The following is a 16,146-nucleotide window of genomic DNA, read 5'->3' as shown; positions in this document are numbered from 1 at the left end:
AGAAAGGAGGCATGGCGGTGCGCACACCCGATCCGGAGCCGGAGCCCGAAGACGAGGGCCTCGGTTCGTTCCGCGATGCGAACCCGCCGGCGCCGGATGCGAACCCGGGCTGGCTGAGCGACATCGAGCTGGAAGAGGCGCGGCGCCACCTCCCGATGCTCTACGTCGAGGCGATCCCCGTGCGTACGGACGGGTCCGGTCAGGTCACCGAGATCGGCGTGCTGCTGCGGTCCACCCCGCTCGGCGAGATCACACGCACGATCGTGTCGGGCCGCGTGCGCTTCGGCGAGACGATCCGCGACGCGCTGTTCCGCCACGTCGAGAACGACCTCGGCCCCATGGCCTTCCCGCTCCTTCCGCCGCAGCCGCTGCCGTTCACGGTGGCCGAGTACTTCCCGATCCCGGGGGTGAGCGCGTATCACGACGACCGTCAGCACGCCGTCTCCCTCGCCTTCGTGGTGCCCGTGACCGGGACGTGCGAGCCGCGCCAGGACGCCCTCGAGGTGACATGGTTCTCGCCCGAGGCCGCCGCCTCCGACGCCGTCGCCGCCGAGATGGAGGGCGGCCGCGGCACCCTCATCCGCCACGCGCTCGCCAGCCTCGGCCTCCTCCGCTGACGCTCGTCCTTCTCCCCGAGACCCCGGGTTCGCGTCGAGACCCCGGCTACGGCGCGCGCATAGGGCAGGGTCTGGGCGAGAACCCGGGGTCTCGGCGCAAGGTCCGGCTTGTCTTCCGAGCCAGGGACCCTGTATTCATGACGAAGGTGATCTGCTCAGAACGCCCTGATCCGCGCGGTCGTCGACCGCGTCCGTCCCGAAGGATGCCCATGGCGTTCGCCGCTCCTCTCCGCACCCTCCGCGCGCTGGCCGTCACGGTCGCCGCTGCAGTCCTCGCCTCCGGGCTCGTCTTCGTCGCGGCACCCGCCACGGCGACGGTTGCGCCCGACCCCGCCTTCCCCGGGGTCGCCGAAGCGCTTCCCGCGGCGGTGGAAGCGGCCGCGAAGGTCGCTGCCGCCGATCCCGGTGAGGCGGATCCGGCGGGCACCGCCACCGTCACCGGACGGGTCACGTTCCCGGACGGCACCGATCTGCGCACGGGACGGACGTTCGTCGCGGCCTATGCGCCGGGGGCGGACGCCGGTTCCCCGCTCGCGGCCGCCGCCGTGATCGATGGGTCTTACACCCTGCGCGTCCCGCAGGGTGACGTCGTCCTCGGTGTGGTGTCGGAGGGACGCGCCGTCTTCGATCAGGGTGGTCCGCAGAGCGGCGAGCTCGTGTCCGTGGGGCCCGACGGGGTCGTGCGGGACGTGCTGCTGGAGCGCTCCGCCCTCGTCTCCGGGCGCGTCACCGCGCCGGCGGGCGTGGACATCACCGGACAGCGGGTCGTCGTCGCCGTCTACCCGGTGGCCGGAGCGGGGGCCGCAGTCGCCGCTGCCAACGTCGTGACGGACGCCGGTACCTTCGCCGTCGGCGGGCTGCCGGCGGGCGAGTATCGCGTCGCTTTCGTGTCCTCGGTCGCGGGCGCGGTCTCGGAGTGGTGGCAGGACGCACCTCGATTCGAGAAGGCGCGGCCGCTCGTGCTGGCTGCAGGGGAGGCGCGGCCGGGGATCGATGCCGCACTCGAGGCGCTGCACCGCATGGAGACCTCGGTGCCCACGATCAGCGGTACGCCTGTCGTCGGGCAGACCCTTCGAGCGCTCCCGGGGGCTTGGACCGCGGGGGCCGCGCTCAGCTACCAGTGGTACGCGAACGGAAAGGCGATCAGCAAGGCGACAGCCTCCTCCCTCGCGCTGACGACGGCGCACGCGGGGACGCGCATCACCGTTCAGGTGACCGGGAGGAAGGCCGCCTTCGCGTCAGTGACGGTCGCCTCCGCCGCGACGGCTGCCGTGCTCCGCCCGCTCGTCGCGCCGACGCCGTCGATCACCGGTACGCCGACCGTCGGGCAGACCCTCAAGGTCCGGACAGGAACCTGGACGACGGGAACACGGCTGACGTATCAGTGGTACATCAACGGCGCCGCTGTCGCCCGAGCCACCGCAGCCTCGTTCACGCTCCCGTCGGCGGCGGCCGTGAAGACGGTGACGGTCGTCGTCTCCGGGACCAAAGCCGGGTACGCCGCCGCATCACGGCGCTCGAAGCCGACGGCCGCGGTGAAGGGGATCCTGTCCGCACCGACGCCTCGGATCACCGGATCGGCGATCGTGGGCTCTCGCCTCACCGCCGTGCCGTATACCTGGACCAGCGGCACCCGGCTGAGCTACCAGTGGTATCTCAATGGCCGGGCCATCTCACGGGCGACCGGCTCGACGCTCGTCGTCACCCCGGCCATGGTGAAGGCGAGGATCACAGTCCGCGTCACCGGAACGAAGAGCGGCTACATCTCCGCCGCGCGCACATCGGCTCGGACGGCCGCCGTCGTCTATCCGGGGCGCACCAAGCCGATCTCGACCTGGAACTGCCCTGCCTGGGCTCCCATCAAGGGCAACGCGCAGTCGATGATCTACCACGTGCGGAGCGGGGCGTACTACGCGAAGACCAAGCCCGAGGTGTGCTTCTCCACGGAGAGCGCCGCCGTCAAGGCCGGCTACCGCAAGTCGAAGCGGTAGACGACCCTCCGCCCAGACCCCGGGTTCCCGCCCACACCCCGGCGTAGACCCGCGAGCACCCCGGGGTCTCGGCGCGAACCCGGGGTCTCGGGGCGTCAGGCGTGGGCGATCAGGGGCGGGTGAGGCGGGCGAGGGCGTCGACGAAGGCGTCGACGTCGGACTCCTCGGTGTCGAAGCCGCACATCCAGCGCACCTCGCGGCGGGCGGCGTCCCAGTCGTAGAAGCGGAACACGTCGCGGAGCTGATCGGCGATGCCCTCGGGCAGGGTCGCGAACACGCCGTTCGCCTGCGTCGGCTGCGTGAACTCCACCCCGACGATCGATCCGTCGGCGAGACCGTCCTCGATCCGTCCGCGGAGCCGGGCCGCCATGGCGTTGGCGTGCCGGGCGTTGCGCAGCCAGAGGTCGCCGTCGAGCAGCGCGATGAGCTGGGCCGAGACGAAGCGCATCTTCGACGAGAGCTGCATGTTGAACTTGCGCGCGTAGTTGAGGCCCACGGCGGCGTCCGGGTTCAGCACGACGATGGCCTCGCCGAGCATGGCGCCGTTCTTCGTGCCGCCGAAGGTCAGCACGTCCACCCCGGCGTCGGTCGTGAACGCCCGCAGCGGCAGATCCAGGGCGGCGGCCGCGTTCGACAGGCGCGCGCCATCGACGTGCAGCTTCATGCCGCGCGCGTGGACGTGGTCCGCGATCGTGCGGATCTCTTCCGCGGTGTACAGCGTGCCGAGCTCGGTGGACTGCGTGATCGAGACCACGAGCGGCTGTGCGCGGTGCTCGTCGCCCCAGCCCCAGGCCTCGCGGTCGATGAGCTCGGGGGTGAGCTTGCCGTCGTCGGTGGGGACGGTGAGGAGCTTGAAGCCGCCGATCTTCTCCGGCGCTCCGCCCTCGTCGACGTTGATGTGCGCGGTCGAGGCCGCGATCACGGCACCCCAGCGCGGCAGCATCGACTGCAGACCGGTGACGTTCGCCCCGGTGCCATTGAACACGGGGTACGCGGCGGCGGTGTCACCGAAGTGCGCCTGGAACACCTCCTGCAGGCGGGCGGTGTAGGCGTCCTCGCCGTAGGCCACCTGATGGCCCCCGTTCGCGGCCGCGAGGGCCGCCAGGACCTCGGGGTGGATGCCGGAGTAGTTGTCACTGGCGAAGCCCCGGATGGCGGGGTCGTGCGGGATGCTCACCGGACAAGCCTAATCGCCTTCCCCTACCGGATGTCCGAGGCCCGCTCTACCCTCGAACCCATGGAACGCAGTGCGGCGAAGACCGCTTTCGCGAACGTCCTCGTCAACACGTTGATCGCCAACGTCACGACGAGCTTCCTGTGGTTCGCCCTCACCTTCTGGGTCTACATCGAGACCCGGTCGGTGCTGGCCACGGGCATCATCGGCGGTGCCTACATGCTGTTCGTCGCGTTCTTCGCGATGGTGTTCGGCACCATCGTCGACCGTCATCGCAAGCACCGCGTCATGCTCCTGTCGAGTGTCATCTCGGCAGCGGCCTTCCTTGTCGCGGGCGTCCTCTACCTGTGGCAGCCCGAGGCATCCCTGCTCGACCTCGGCGGACCGTGGTTCTGGCTGTTCTCCGGCGTCATCCTGTTCGGCGGGGTGATCGAGCAGCTCCGCAACATCGCCCTGTCCACCACGGTGACGCTGCTGGTGCCGGAGGAGAAGCGCGCCAACGCCAACGGTCTCGTCGGCACGGTGCAGGGGCTCGCCTTCCTCGTCACGAGCGTCTTCTCCGGCCTCTCCATCGGCTTCCTCGGCATGGGGTGGACCCTGGGGATCGCGATCGCGGCGATGGCCCTCACCTTCGCGCACCTGCTGTTCATCCGGATCCCGGAGCCCGAGCCCGAGGTCGACCCGGAGGCGAAGAGCGCCGTCGACGTCCGCGGCAGCGTCCAGGCGATCCGCCAAGCTCCCGGACTGTTCGCGCTCATCATCTTCTCGACCTTCAACAACCTCATCGGCGGCGTCTACATGGCGCTCATGGATCCGTACGGTCTCACCCTGTTCGACGCGCAGATGTGGGGGTTCGCCCTGGCCTTCGCGTCGACCGGATTCCTGATCGGCGGGGGACTGGTGGCCAAGTTCGGCCTCGGCAGGAAGCCCGTGCGCACGATGCTGCTCATCGTGATCGCGATGGGACTCCTCGGGGCGATCTTCATGCTGCGCGAATGGTGGCCGCTGTACGTCCTCGGCATGTGGGTGTACATGGCGCTCGTGCCGCCCGTCGAGGCCGCGGAGCAGACCGTGATCCAGAAGGTCGTCCCGTTCGCGCGCCAGGGACGGGTGTTCGGCACCGCGGCCGCGATGGAGGCGGCGGCGGCCCCGATCACCGCGTTCCTCATCGCCCCGATCGCCGAGTTCCTCGTGATCCCGTACATGGACAGCGCGCAGGGGCAGCGGCAGTGGGGGTGGCTCCTCGGCGAGGGCGAGGCGCGGGGCATCGCGCTGATCTGCCTCTTCGCGGGGCTGATCATGGTGGTGGCCGCGACCCTTGCCTTCTTCACCCGGTCGTACCGCACCCTCACCGAGCTGTACGCGACCGCCCCCGATCCGGCTCCGGAGGAGGCTCCCGAACCCGCAGCCGACGCCGTGGACGAAGCGGGCGACGGCCCGCACACGTTCCGTGACGCCCCGCCGATCGTCCCCGGCATACCGCCCGAGCCCCGGTGATCGTCCGACGAGCGGGACTCAGCTCAGGTCGAGCACCCGGTCGTTGAGGTCCGCGGCGTCGGTGTCCCAGAGCCCCACGAGACGCGCCGCGAGGACATCGGGGTCGAGGGCCTTGGCGCGGAACACGACGGCAGCGGCCCGCAGCGGTTCGTCGGCCTCGCGCGCCGCCTTGGCGTACCCCTGGGCGACGGCACGGGTCCACGCTTCGCTCGCCGCCTTGACCGCTGCATAGTTCGCTCCGCCGGCGAGGGGGCGTGCGACGGCGGTCGACGACACGATCGCGAATCGTCCGGCGGCGGAGGCGCGGAGGGGGCCGTCGAAGGCGCGGCTCGTCGTCCGCACCGCCTCCAGCGCCGGCAGCAGCGCCGCGAAGTCGTCGTCGGTCTGCCCGGCGAGTCCGCCGCCGCCGCGCCAGCCGCCCACGAGGGGCACGACCGCATCGACCGTCTCGAGGCGATCGGCGAGCGCCGTCATCTCGGCGAGGGAGGTCGCATCGGCGAGCTCGGTCTCGGCGCCCGCATCGGCCAGCGGACGCAGCCGCTCGTCCGTGCGGCCGGTGGCGATCACGCGGGCCCCGGCATCGCGCAGTGCCCTCGTCGCCGCGAGGCCCGCCGCGCTCGTGGCCCCCGCCAGCACGACCACACGGCCCTGCGGTCCCTCGATCTTCGACGTCGTCATGCGGTGTCCTCTCGGTCGGAGATGCCTCTGCGGCCGGACCCGGGATCCGGGTCTCCGGCCGCAGAGGTGGTGCGCCCCAGCGTCACAACGATGCGATGCGGATCAGTCGTCCGTACCGCGGATGCCGACCGTCGACTCGATGACCGGCTTCATCTTCTTGTCGAGCGTCTCGAAGAACATCGACAGCGGGAACTCGTCGTCGAGGACCGCGTCGGTGTAGCCCTTCGGAGCCCCGGCGAGGATCTCGTCCGACAGGCCGCGCGCCCACTGCGAGGCAGGATGCGGGGTCAGCGTGCCGCGGACCAGCTCGTACGCGGCGAGCCAGTGCGCGACCTTGGGGCGGTCGATCGAGTGCCAGTACAGGTCGTCGATCGCGTCGCCGAGGGCCACGACCGCATCCGGCACGTTCTCCCAGTCGAAGGCCAGCGCCGTGTCGGTCCAGTGCAGCACGCCCCGCTGGTGCAGCCACGCGAACAGGAGCTGACCGCCGACCGCGTCGTAGTTGCGCACGCGCGTGCCGGTGATGGCGAAGCGGAAGATGCGGTCGAAGATCACGGCGTACTGCACGAGGTGCGCGTACTCGTGCATCTCCCGCTCGGTCTCCGTGAGCTCCTCGCCCGCGGCGACCCGGGCATCCAGGGCCCGCTCGATCTTCACCGACTCGCGGAACGCCGTCATGTCGCAGCGCATCTCCTCCAGCGAGTAGAGGAAGAACGGCATCCGCTGCTTGATCATGAACGGGTCGAAGGGCAGGTCTCCGCGCATGTGGGTGCGGTCGTGGATGATGTCCCACATCACGAAGGTCTTCTCGGCGACCTCCTGATCCTCCAGCATCGCCGCCGCACGCTCGGGGAGGTCGAGGTTGGTGATCTCTGAGGCCGCGCGGACCACGCGGCGGTAACGGGCGGCCTCACGGTCCTGGAAGATCGCGCCCCAGGTGAAGGTCGGGATCTCGCGCATGGCGACGGTCTCCGGGAAGAGCACCGCGGAGTTCGTGTCGTAGCCGGGCGTGAAGTCCACGAGGCGCAGCGAGACGAAGAGCTTGTTGCCGTAGTCGCCGGCCTCGAGCGCGGCGATGAACTCCGGCCAGATGGTCTCGACGATGAGCGCCTCGACCAGGCGGTCGCTGGAGCCGTTCTGCGTGTACATCGGGAAGACCACGAGGTGGCGGATCCCGTCGATGCGGTGCTGCTGCGGCTGGAACGCCACGAGCGAGTCGAGGAAGTCCGGCACGCCGAAGTCCTCGGCCGCCCAGCGCTCGAAGTCGGCGACGGAGGCGGCGAGGTAGTCCGCGTCGTGGGGGAAGGCGGGGGCCAGTGCCCGGATCGCGGCGGTGATCTGCCCGACGAGCGCGGTCGCCTGGTCCCGGGTCGCTGAGCTCGTCGAAGCGCCAGGGATCGAGCCGTCCTTGATCTGCAGCTCACGGAGGGCGATCGCGGCCTGCTTGAGCTGTGCCCAGGCGGCGGAGTTCTCCGCGATCGACGCATCCTCGACGACCTCGGGTTCGCCGACGACGGCCTGAACAGCGGAACTGTTGGCGGAAACGAGGGACATCGGAACCTCCGATCGCAGTGAAAAACGGAAAGATTCCGGTGATAACGGAATCCTGACGATAATCTTACAGCCATGGATGATTCTGTCGACCGTGCGATCCTGGCGACCATCTCTCGTGACGGGCGGGCGACGCTGTCGCAGCTCTCCGACGCCGTCGGGCTGTCGGTGTCGGCGGTGCAGTCCCGGCTGCGGCGGCTCGAGACCCGCGGCGTCATCACCGGCTACCGCGCGATCCTCGACCCCGAGCAGGCGGGCACTCCGTTGTCCGCCTTCATCGAGATCACGCCGCTCGATCCCGCCCAGCCCGACAACGCCCCCGAGCTCCTGGAGCACCTCGACGCGATCGAGGCCTGCCACTCCATCGCCGGCGACGCGAGCTACATGCTCTTCGTCCGCGTGCCGACGCCGCGCGACCTGGAGCAACTCGTCCGCGACGTCCGGCTCGCGGCGAACGTGAGTACGCGCACGACCGTGGTCCTGCAGACCTACTACGAGCACCGGCCGATCATCCCGGTCTCGACCGCCGAGTAGGGCGGCGTCAGAGCAGCGCGCCGACGAGCGCCTCGCCCAAGGGCGTGCGCACGTGCTGCCTGCGGGAGCCGTCCCGCTCGCTCGCCACGAGCCCGGCGTCCCGCAGCACGGTGAGATGGTGTGACGCCGTCGACAGCGCGAGCCCCGCATCGGCGGCCACCTCCGAGGTCGTGCGCGGCGATCCCGCGGTGAGAAGGATGCCGGCGCGCGCCGGGCCGAGCAGGGCGCCCAGGGCGGCCACGGTCTCGGTGGTGTCCCGTGCCCACCCCGCGGTCACGCCACGGGCGGGATAGAACAGCGTCGGCTGTGCCGGCGGCTCGGTGAGCACCAGGCAGCCCCAGGACGAGAGGACGGAGGGCACCAGCACGAGACCGCTGCCGCGGCAGTCCACGTCCTCGCTGTGCCGACGGAGCGAGACCCGCACCGCACCCGCGCCCCACGAGACCTGGGGATGGAGGGCGCCGGCCATCCCGGCGATGCCGGTCGTCGCGATCACCCGGGCACGAACGGCGATGTCGGCCCGGAGGAGGCGCTCCAGCTGAGGCCAGGCCGGAGCCAACGCGGCCTCCCAGACCTCCTCCCAGGCATCGGCGATCATCGCACGGGCGCGCTGGGGCCGGTCGGACAGGTCGCGCAGGGCCTGACGCTGTGCGCCCGTCGAACGCTGGATCCTCTTGCCGAGGTCGACGCGCAGCGGGTCGAGCGCCGCCTCCCGCAGGGCGGCGAGTTCGTCCTCGGGGGTCAGATCGTCGCGTGGAGTGCTGGTGAGGAAGTCCGGGAGGTAGCCGTCGTCGCCGATCACCGTCGCGAGGAGCGCGAAGGCGTCGCGCGGCAGCCCCTCCCGCGCGGTGCGGAGCCACCCCCACTGCAGGGGGTGCGCCGCCGGGCGGAGGAGCACGCGTACCGCATGCGCCAGTTCGTGCCCGGGGGAGATGCCGAACCGCACGGCCTGGATGTCGCCGGGACTCAGGTGGAACTCGACCCGGTGATCCGGGTGGTCGACGCCCTCGACCGGCGCGGAGTTTCGATCCACATCGAAACTCTAGGAGGTGCGACGCGTGCTGTCGACACTGGGTTCATGACCGAGATCCCCGTTCCCGCCCTTGTCTCGAGTGGCGCGATCCGCATCGGCGCCGGGCGCAGCCGCCGATTCGTCGGCGCCGACCACGGAGCCGCCGTCTCCTACTTCTTCGTCGAGAACCAGCCAGGGGAGGGGCCGGGGCTGCACTGGCACCCCTACTCTGAGACCTGGATCGTGCTCGAGGGCACGGTGCGGATCCGGATCGGCGACGACGCCCTCATCGCGCGAGCCGGAGATACCGCCACCGCGCCCGCTTTCACGCCACACTGCTTCACCAACGCGGGGACCGGGCTCCTCCGGATCCTCTGCATCCACGCGTCCGACACGATCATCCAGACGTTCCTCGACGAGGACTGAGAGCGGAGACCACCATGTCCTTCCAGGCATACCTCGACAAGGTCGAGACCCAGACCGGCCTCACGCCGCGGCAGTTCATCGACCTCGCCCACGAGCAGGGGTTCGACGAGAGCACGAAGGCCACCGTCGTCCTCAACTGGCTCAAGCAGGAGTACGGCCTCGGCCACGGCCACGCGCAGGCGATGGTCCACGTCATCCTCAAGGGGCCGAAGATCAGCGACAAGCACGTCGGCACGACCGGGTCGCATGCCGACAAGACCGACGAGCTCTGGCTCGACGGCAAGGACAGCAACCCGCACCGCTGAGTTTGCCGCCTCGCCGCGACGACTAGGATTCCGTGGATGGCAGCATCCTCCCAGCGCAAGAAGAAGTCCGGTCGTCGCACCCCGCCGCGCACCAGCGGCAACCCGGCCAAGCGGCCGGTCGTCGAGGCGGGTCCCGTGACGATCGGCGACTGGATCGGTGCGGCACGTCTGCGCACGCTGCCCCTCGCGATCGCCCCCGTCGTCATCGGTACGGGAGCCGCGCGGAGCACGGGTCCCGAGTTCCACTGGGTGATCGCGCTCGCGTGCCTCGCCGTGGCGGTCCTGCTGCAGATCGGCGTGAACTTCACCAACGACTACAGCGACGGCATCCGCGGCACCGATGCCCATCGTGTCGGCCCGGCGCGGCTCACGGCCTCCGGTCGCGTGAAGCCGCGCACGGTGCTCGTCATCGGCCTCGTCTTCTTCGCGCTCGCCGCCGTGGTCGGCGTCGCGATCGTCGTGCGCACCGAACAGTGGTGGATGCTCGCGGTCGGCGCGGCCTGCATCGTCGCCGCGTGGTTCTACACCGGGGGCAAGAGGCCCTACGGGTACTACGGCCTCGGCGAGGTCTTCGTCTTCGTGTTCTTCGGGCTCGTGGCCACCCTCGGCACCACCTGGGTGCAGGTCTTCCTGCTCCCGCAGCAGGCCTGGCTGGGGGCGATCGCCGCCGGACTGTTCGCCTGCGCCGTGCTCCTGGCCAACAACCTCCGCGACATCGATCAGGACCGCGAGGTCGGCAAGCGCACGCTGACGGTCCTCATCGGACGCCGGGCCACGCAGGTCCTCTTCACGCTCTTCGTGCTCGTGCCGTTCGGCATCGCCGTGTTCCTCGCGTTGCTGTTCCCGATCGCCTGGCTCGCGCTGCTCGCGCTCCTGGCCGGCCTCCCCGCGATCGTGATCGTCTGGACCTACCGTCAGCCGCGGGAACTGGTGATCGCCCTCGCGCTCACCTCTCTGACCTCACTGCTCTACGCCGGCGCCCTGTTCTGGGCCTTCGCTGGCTGAGCCGCCCCCGGTCACCCGCGCCTCGCCGGGCACAGCTTCGGAGCGCGCGACGGACACGCCGTCGTCTCGGACCTATCCTTGGGCGCGCCGTGCGGTCGCTCCGAAGTCGTGCCCGGCGACCTGGGCGCAGGGACCGAGATGCCGGTCGAACTTATGGGTCAGCCGAGAGTTTTGAGACTCGGTCCAACAATCGGATCTGCCTCGGGTCTCCGAAGCTGTGTACGGCGGTCCCGCGTCAGGGGCGGTCGTCGGGGGCGCGGTCGACGAGTTCGTCCTCCGCGTCGGCGTCGGCCTGCTGCCCGGAGATCTTGCCCTGCCGGCGCTCGTGCAGGCGCGCGGAGGCGTCGGAGAGCGGGGTGCGGAGGAACAGCATCGAGATGCTCGCGCCGATGAGGGCCGCGAAGATCGCCGCCAGCCACCAGAACTCGCGGAAGATCGGGAAGAAGAACCACAGGATGGCCAGCGGGACGAGGAACGCCAGCAGGCGCAGCACGGTGTAGACGAGGAGGGGGGCGGGCTTCTTCACCCCCTCAGTCTACGTTCGCTGCTCCGTGCTCCCGCTGTGACGCCGGAGCCCGAGGGGCGCGAACGGGATCCCCCGCACGACGCGTCGCCACGGATGCTCGCCCAGGGTCCACAGCAGCTCATCATCCGGGTCGAGGGCCAGATCCTCGCAGCCGACGGGCAGCGCGACGGGGTGTCTGGTGAGGGCCTGGCGAGGTCCCGACCACAGCACCCCGGGACGCAGGTGGTCTGACTGCGACACGAGATAGCGGTCGCCCCACCGCACGGCTCCCTGCATATGCCGGATGCCGGGGGTGAAGCGCTCGAGTTCGACGAATCCGGCAGCGGAGTCTTCGGGGATCGCGAACTCGCCGACCATCCCGGTCTCCTGACCCCGGTACTCGCCGATGAGCACGCGGGGGAGCGGTGTCCCGTCCGCGTCGAACACCCGACCGACGAAGGAGCACCGGAGGGCGACGGGATGACGGCGGGTCCGCACCGCGACCACGGCCGTCCGTCGGTCCCTACGGCGTGCCCCGCCGCGCACCCGCTGGGCGTCGGCGCCGTGCACACGTCGAAGTGCGCCGAGGTCGAACTCCCAGATGCCCTGCCCCGTCGCGGCGACGAACAGCCGGTCTCCGAACCAGGCGAGACCGCCCGCGTGGATCGGGGCCGGCTGAAGGGCATCGTTCTCGTCGGTGACGGCCAGCACGATGTCGATACGGCGGGCGCGTTCGCGATCCACGAGGGTCACCCGGGAGGCGAGGTGGCGCCCTGAGGCATCCTGGCGGAACCAGCTCACCGCGAGCGCTCGCCGTCCACGGCGCTTCCCGACGTCGATGCCCTGGGGGTACCACCGCTGCGTCCAGGAACGCGCGGTCAGCCAGCGCACCTCGACGCCGCCGCTCCGACGACGCCGCAGCACCGGTCGCGAGATCGTGTTCCAGGGCCACCGCATGCCTCCATCGTCCCCGATCCGACGGTGGTGTGCGAATTTTCACGGATTGACCTAGGTCGATTCGCGCGATCGAACAGACAGTTGTATCGTGTTACGTGTTGAGTGCTGATCTTCATGGAGTCGCTCTCGACGACGCCTCGCGGTCCGCTGGTGGGGGCCAGTACTGCCGCGGGGCGGCCGACGCCTCACGGCGGCGGTTCACCGGGTGTTCGCATCCGGCAGTGCAACGCACTGGGGGTGTGGCTCGTTCGGGTGCGGGCCACACCTCAGCGTTCGCCTCGCGCCGTCACCGGACGTTCACCCCCCGGTCGCTCTCCGGCCACCGTCGCCTGTCACGATGACGAGCCGTATCGTCCATCCCGGGAGCCCCGTGCGCACGCCCCTCGTCACCGTCATCCTGCCTGCCAAGGACGCCGGTCCGTACATCGGCACCACGCTGGAGACGCTCACCCGGCAGTTCGATGATCCGGCCGCCCTCAAGCTCGTGGCGATAGACGACGGCTCGCGAGACGACACCGGCGCGCTCCTGGACCACTACGCGGGCCGGTTCCCGCACGCCGAAGTGCTGCGGAACCCCGAGCCGCGCGGGCTCGCCTCGGCACGCAACCAGGGGCTCGCGCATGTGGAGGGCGAGGCGTTCTGCTTCGTCGACGGCGACGACTGGATGCAGCCGCAGCGCCTCGCGGTGCTCGCCGCGCGTCTGCGAGAGCTCCGCTGCGACTTCCTCCGGACGGATCATGTGACCGTCTCCGGGATGCGGCGCGCGCTCGTGCGTGCTCCGTATCCGTGGCGGGAACGGGTCGTGCCGCCCCGGGAGGCGATCCTCCCGGTCGATGAGCCGAGCATGGTGGACTACCCGTTCGCCTGGGCGGGACTGCTGCACCGCCGCGTGCTCGACCGCGGGCTGGCCGCATTCCCCTCCGGCCTCTTCACGGCCGAGGACCGCCCATGGGTCTGGCGCCTGCATCTGGAGGCCGCTTCGTTCGCCGTGGTGGACGCCCCGGCGCTGCTCTACCGACGTGGCATCGAGAGCTCCCTCACCCAGGTGCACGACCGCCGCCAGCTCGACTTCGCCCCGGCGCTGACCCAGGTGCTCGACCTCGTCCGGGCGGACCGCGAGGCCGACCGCTTCCTTCCGAAGGCCGTCTGGACCGCGCTCGCCCTCAGCGCGCATCACCTGGTGCGCTCACGGCGCATGCCGCCGCCCGTGCGGAGGGAGATGCGCCGGCGGATCCGGCTGCTGGTGCAAGACCTCCCCGCCGCGGAGGTCGCCGGGGTGCTCGCCCGGCTCGACGGTCCACGGCGGCGGGTGCTGGCGCGCAGCCTGCGCCGCGGAGGTCACGCCGGATGAGTCGCCTCTTCGCCCTGCACAGCGCCTACGGACTCGCGACGGCGGCCGCCGCGATCGACGCCGGCCTGCTCGACGAGGGCGCCGACGGCGACGGTCGGATGGCGGAGCGGGTGCTCGTGCCGTTCACCTCGTCGCGCGTCCCGGAGACGGTCGTGGGCATCGCCGAGGATCCTGCGCTGGGCTCTCTCCGCGGCCGCTTCGATCGGGTGGAGGCGCTGGCCGACGTGCTCGGTCCCCTGCATCCGAGTGCCTGGGAGCCGACGGACGCCGACCTCCCCGTCGTGGGCCGACTTCTCGCGCGCGCCTGGCGGTTCGACCCCCGCGAGGTCGAGCTGTTCGTGCAGAGCCCTCAGGTCGCGCCGGCCCGCACACTCCTCTCGATGTTCCCGGAGGCCAGGGTGACCATCGTCGGCGACGGCCTCATGACCTACGCGCCGATGCGGGTCCGGCTGCCGCATGCGGTTTCCGCACGCATCGAGCGCGTCGTGTACGCCGACGTGGTGCCCGGCGTCCGTCCGCTGGCGGGGTCTCCGCACGCGGTGCCTGTCCCGGTGCCTCCCGAGTCCTTCGCCGCCGCTCTGCGCGAGACGGGTGAATCCTCAGAGGGCCCCGCTGCCGCAGGGCCGGCGACCGTTCTCGTGCTCGGACAGTACCTCGCAGCTCTCGGCCTCCTGACCATGGCCGAGGAGATCGCGCTCCAACAGCGCCTGGTCGACCGGGCGGTGGAAGAGCACGCGGAGCGCATCGTCTTCAAGCCCCATCCCGCGGCACCGCCGCAGCTCGCCCACGCCGTGCGCGCGCATGCCGAGAGTCGCGGACTGGGGTTCGTGGAGGAGCGCGGCCGCCTGCCTGCCGAACTCCTGGCGGAGCGCCTCGACGCACGCGCCGTCGTGGCGACCTTCTCGACGGCTCTGCCCACGGTCCGTACCCTGTTCGGGCGGACGATCGGTGCCGCAGGCACGACGGAACTGCTCCGCACCCTCGCCCCGGTGGAGAACAGCAACCGCATCCCCCTGACGATCGTCGATGCCCTCACCAGGACCCCCTCGCCCTACGCCGACGCGGATCGGCTGCAGCTCCTCGTCGACGCGGTGGGCTACATGATGCAGCCGGAGATCGCGGGACACCTCCGCGTCCGGGCCGAGGAGCTGCTCGACGGCCTCGACGAGGAGGAACGTCGCCGCTACTTCGCCCCCGACCGGTTGGCTGCGCTCGCCCTTCCCGGGGGCTCGGCACTGCGCGGCGCGCGCGGCCTGCTGCGTCCGCGCGGAGGCGTGGGTCGGATCGAGGAATGGCGGCTCACGGCTGTCGGCGCCCGCCGCCGCGCGGGCCGAGCCTGGCGGGAGATCCGGGGACGATGAGGAGACACGACATGGACGAACCCGTGCAGCCGGCGGTGGCGATCATCCCCGCGCGGGGCGGGTCGAAGCAGATCCCGAGGAAGAACCTCGAGCGTGTCGGAGGGGTTCCGCTGGTGGCCAGGGCCGTGCACGCCGCGCGGGCGGCGGCGTGCTTCGATCTCGTGGTCGTCTCGACCGACGACGACGAGATCGCCGCGGTGGCCGAGGAGGCGGGCGCACGGGTGGTCCGGCGCCCGGCCGAGCTCTCCGGAGACACCGCGGCCTCGGAGGCGGCGATCCTCCATGCACTCGATGACCTGGAGAGCAACGGCGAGCGTTTCGAGATCGTCGCCTTCCTGCAGGCGACCTCGCCCTTCCTCCCGAGCGCGGTGCTGGCCGGTGCCGTCGGCGACGTGCGGCGGGGGCGATCGGACAGCGTCTTCTCCGCCGTAGAGACCTACGGCTTCCTCTGGAGACGGCGGGCCGACGGTACCGCCGAGGCGATCAACCACGAGGCCGGCCACCGCCCTCGCCGCCAGGACCGCGAGCCGCACTACCTGGAGACCGGAGCCTTCTACGCGTTCCGCGTCGACGGGTTCCGCGCCCACCGACACCGCTTCTTCGGGCGGATCGGGATCGCTCCCGTGCCCGAGGAGACGGCGATCGAGATCGACGACGCCGCTCAGCTCCAGGCCGCGCGGGCCCTCGCCGTCCTGCACGAACGGCCAGGGCGCATCCCCGCCCGCGCCGTGGTCACCGACTTCGACGGGGTGCACACCGACGACACGGCGATCATCGACGCCGCGGGTGGGGAGCGGGTGCGGGTCAGCCGGGAGGACGGGATGGGCGTCGCGCTGCTCCGGCGGGCCGGAGTGCCCATGCTCATCCTCTCCACCGAGGTGAACGCGGTGGTGCGCGCTCGCGCCGACAAGCTCCGCGTCCCCGTCCTGCACGGGATCGATGACAAGGAGTCCGCGCTCCGGCAGTGGGCCGGAGAGCAGGATGTGGCGCTCGCCGACGTCGCCTACCTCGGCAACGACGTCAACGACCTTCCCGCGATGCGGATCGTGGGCTGGCCGGTCGCCGTCGCGGACGCGCACCCGCTCGTCCGGGCGGAGGCGCGCGTCGTGCTGGGGAGGCGAGGCGGCGACGGGGCCGTGCGCGAGCTCGTCGAGCGGGTGTTGTCGAGCTGACCGCCCCCGG

General features: G+C 71.1%; 16 protein-coding genes. 10 read left to right on the top strand and 6 right to left on the bottom strand.

Going from position 1 to position 16,146, the window contains the following annotated elements; all coding sequences use genetic code 11:
• The first annotated feature begins 11 nt into the window (after window positions 1-11).
• A complete protein-coding gene (locus BK819_RS10060; RefSeq protein ID WP_071328996.1) occupies window positions 12-617 on the top strand; it encodes a DUF4916 domain-containing protein in 606 nt (201 codons plus the stop codon).
• A gap of 209 nt (window positions 618-826) precedes the next feature.
• Complete coding sequence (locus BK819_RS10055; RefSeq protein ID WP_071328995.1) at window positions 827-2,608, top strand: hypothetical protein; 1,782 nt, start codon at window positions 827-829, stop codon at window positions 2,606-2,608.
• Window positions 2,609-2,717: 109 nt separating this feature from the next.
• Here the strand turns inward: BK819_RS10055 and BK819_RS10050 are convergent, their stop codons facing one another.
• A complete protein-coding gene (locus tag BK819_RS10050) occupies window positions 2,718-3,785 on the bottom strand; it encodes a low specificity L-threonine aldolase (RefSeq protein ID WP_071328994.1) in 1,068 nt (355 codons plus the stop codon).
• A gap of 60 nt (window positions 3,786-3,845) precedes the next feature.
• Here BK819_RS10050 and BK819_RS10045 point away from each other — a divergent pair, with 60 nt between their 5' ends.
• The gene (locus BK819_RS10045) at window positions 3,846-5,279 is read left to right on the top strand and encodes an MFS transporter (RefSeq protein WP_071328993.1); all 1,434 of its coding nucleotides are present in this window, start codon (window positions 3,846-3,848) and stop codon (window positions 5,277-5,279) included.
• Window positions 5,280-5,297: 18 nt separating this feature from the next.
• Here the strand turns inward: BK819_RS10045 and BK819_RS10040 are convergent, their stop codons facing one another.
• Window positions 5,298-5,957, bottom strand: a complete 660-nt coding sequence (locus BK819_RS10040; protein WP_071328992.1) for an SDR family oxidoreductase — start codon at window positions 5,955-5,957, stop codon at window positions 5,298-5,300.
• Between the two features lie 102 nt (window positions 5,958-6,059).
• Window positions 6,060-7,511, bottom strand: coding sequence for a DUF6421 family protein (locus BK819_RS10035; RefSeq protein WP_071328991.1), 1,452 nt, complete (start codon window positions 7,509-7,511; stop codon window positions 6,060-6,062).
• Window positions 7,512-7,583: 72 nt separating this feature from the next.
• On the opposite strand from BK819_RS10035, the gene BK819_RS10030 reads away from it, so the two are divergent.
• A complete protein-coding gene (locus BK819_RS10030; protein ID WP_060922394.1) occupies window positions 7,584-8,042 on the top strand; it encodes an Lrp/AsnC family transcriptional regulator in 459 nt (152 codons plus the stop codon).
• Window positions 8,043-8,049: 7 nt separating this feature from the next.
• On the opposite strand, the gene BK819_RS10025 is transcribed toward BK819_RS10030, so the two are convergent.
• A complete protein-coding gene (locus BK819_RS10025) occupies window positions 8,050-9,075 on the bottom strand; it encodes a DUF5937 family protein (protein ID WP_071328990.1) in 1,026 nt (341 codons plus the stop codon).
• 45 nt (window positions 9,076-9,120) lie between these two features.
• Here BK819_RS10025 and BK819_RS10020 point away from each other — a divergent pair, with 45 nt between their 5' ends.
• The 3 genes from BK819_RS10020 to BK819_RS10010 are packed head-to-tail and all read left to right on the top strand — an operon-like array spanning window position 9,121 to window position 10,790.
• Window positions 9,121-9,480: a cupin domain-containing protein gene (locus BK819_RS10020; RefSeq protein WP_071328989.1), complete on the top strand. Its 360-nt coding sequence runs from the start codon at window positions 9,121-9,123 to the stop codon at window positions 9,478-9,480.
• Window positions 9,481-9,494: 14 nt separating this feature from the next.
• The gene (locus tag BK819_RS10015; RefSeq protein WP_071328988.1) at window positions 9,495-9,785 is read left to right on the top strand and encodes a DUF4287 domain-containing protein; all 291 of its coding nucleotides are present in this window, start codon (window positions 9,495-9,497) and stop codon (window positions 9,783-9,785) included.
• Between the two features lie 36 nt (window positions 9,786-9,821).
• Complete coding sequence (locus tag BK819_RS10010) at window positions 9,822-10,790, top strand: 1,4-dihydroxy-2-naphthoate polyprenyltransferase (RefSeq protein WP_071328987.1); 969 nt, start codon at window positions 9,822-9,824, stop codon at window positions 10,788-10,790.
• A 235-nt stretch (window positions 10,791-11,025) separates the two neighbouring features.
• On the opposite strand, the gene BK819_RS10005 is transcribed toward BK819_RS10010, so the two are convergent.
• A complete protein-coding gene (locus BK819_RS10005) occupies window positions 11,026-11,316 on the bottom strand; it encodes a DUF4229 domain-containing protein (RefSeq protein WP_071328986.1) in 291 nt (96 codons plus the stop codon).
• 9 nt (window positions 11,317-11,325) lie between these two features.
• Entirely contained in the window at window positions 11,326-12,252 is a 927-nt protein-coding gene (locus BK819_RS10000; protein WP_071328985.1) for a hypothetical protein, read from the bottom strand.
• 337 nt (window positions 12,253-12,589) lie between these two features.
• On the opposite strand from BK819_RS10000, the gene BK819_RS09995 reads away from it, so the two are divergent.
• Genes BK819_RS09995 through BK819_RS16915 form a run of 3 tightly spaced genes read left to right on the top strand, consistent with a single transcriptional unit; the run spans window position 12,590 to window position 16,136 of the window.
• Window positions 12,590-13,603, top strand: a complete 1,014-nt coding sequence (locus BK819_RS09995; RefSeq protein ID WP_071328984.1) for a glycosyltransferase family 2 protein — start codon at window positions 12,590-12,592, stop codon at window positions 13,601-13,603.
• Complete coding sequence (locus BK819_RS09990; RefSeq protein WP_071328983.1) at window positions 13,600-14,964, top strand: polysialyltransferase family glycosyltransferase; 1,365 nt, start codon at window positions 13,600-13,602, stop codon at window positions 14,962-14,964. The genes BK819_RS09995 and BK819_RS09990 overlap by 4 nt, the downstream gene beginning before the upstream one ends.
• An 11-nt stretch (window positions 14,965-14,975) precedes the next feature.
• On the top strand, window positions 14,976-16,136 hold the full coding sequence (locus tag BK819_RS16915; RefSeq protein ID WP_071328982.1) for an acylneuraminate cytidylyltransferase: 1,161 nt from the start codon (window positions 14,976-14,978) through the stop codon (window positions 16,134-16,136).
• The last annotated feature ends 10 nt before the right edge of the window (window positions 16,137-16,146 follow it).

This window comes from Microbacterium sp. LCT-H2 (assembly GCF_001866135.1).
In the GTDB taxonomy this organism is placed as follows: domain Bacteria; phylum Actinomycetota; class Actinomycetes; order Actinomycetales; family Microbacteriaceae; genus Microbacterium.
The sequence above is the reverse complement of the archived record's forward strand: the minus strand, read 5'-3'. Positions and strand labels throughout refer to the sequence as shown.

Bases quoted from the DNA above. Each gene is read 5' to 3' on its own strand.
- BK819_RS10060 (WP_071328996.1), top strand. From the start codon at position 12: ATGGCGGTGCGCACACCCGATCCGGAGCCGGAGCCCGAAGACGAGGGC.
- BK819_RS10055 (WP_071328995.1), top strand. From the start codon at position 827: ATGGCGTTCGCCGCTCCTCTCCGCACCCTCCGCGCGCTGGCCGTCACG.
- BK819_RS10045 (WP_071328993.1), top strand. From the start codon at position 3,846: ATGGAACGCAGTGCGGCGAAGACCGCTTTCGCGAACGTCCTCGTCAAC.
- BK819_RS10040 (WP_071328992.1), bottom strand. From the start codon at position 5,957: ATGACGACGTCGAAGATCGAGGGACCGCAGGGCCGTGTGGTCGTGCTG.
- BK819_RS10035 (WP_071328991.1), bottom strand. From the start codon at position 7,511: ATGTCCCTCGTTTCCGCCAACAGTTCCGCTGTTCAGGCCGTCGTCGGC.
- BK819_RS10030 (WP_060922394.1), top strand. From the start codon at position 7,584: ATGGATGATTCTGTCGACCGTGCGATCCTGGCGACCATCTCTCGTGAC.
- BK819_RS10020 (WP_071328989.1), top strand. From the start codon at position 9,121: ATGACCGAGATCCCCGTTCCCGCCCTTGTCTCGAGTGGCGCGATCCGC.
- BK819_RS10015 (WP_071328988.1), top strand. From the start codon at position 9,495: ATGTCCTTCCAGGCATACCTCGACAAGGTCGAGACCCAGACCGGCCTC.
- BK819_RS10010 (WP_071328987.1), top strand. From the start codon at position 9,822: ATGGCAGCATCCTCCCAGCGCAAGAAGAAGTCCGGTCGTCGCACCCCG.
- BK819_RS10000 (WP_071328985.1), bottom strand. From the start codon at position 12,252: ATGCGGTGGCCCTGGAACACGATCTCGCGACCGGTGCTGCGGCGTCGT.
- BK819_RS09995 (WP_071328984.1), top strand. From the start codon at position 12,590: ATGACGAGCCGTATCGTCCATCCCGGGAGCCCCGTGCGCACGCCCCTC.
- BK819_RS09990 (WP_071328983.1), top strand. From the start codon at position 13,600: ATGAGTCGCCTCTTCGCCCTGCACAGCGCCTACGGACTCGCGACGGCG.
- BK819_RS16915 (WP_071328982.1), top strand. From the start codon at position 14,976: ATGGACGAACCCGTGCAGCCGGCGGTGGCGATCATCCCCGCGCGGGGC.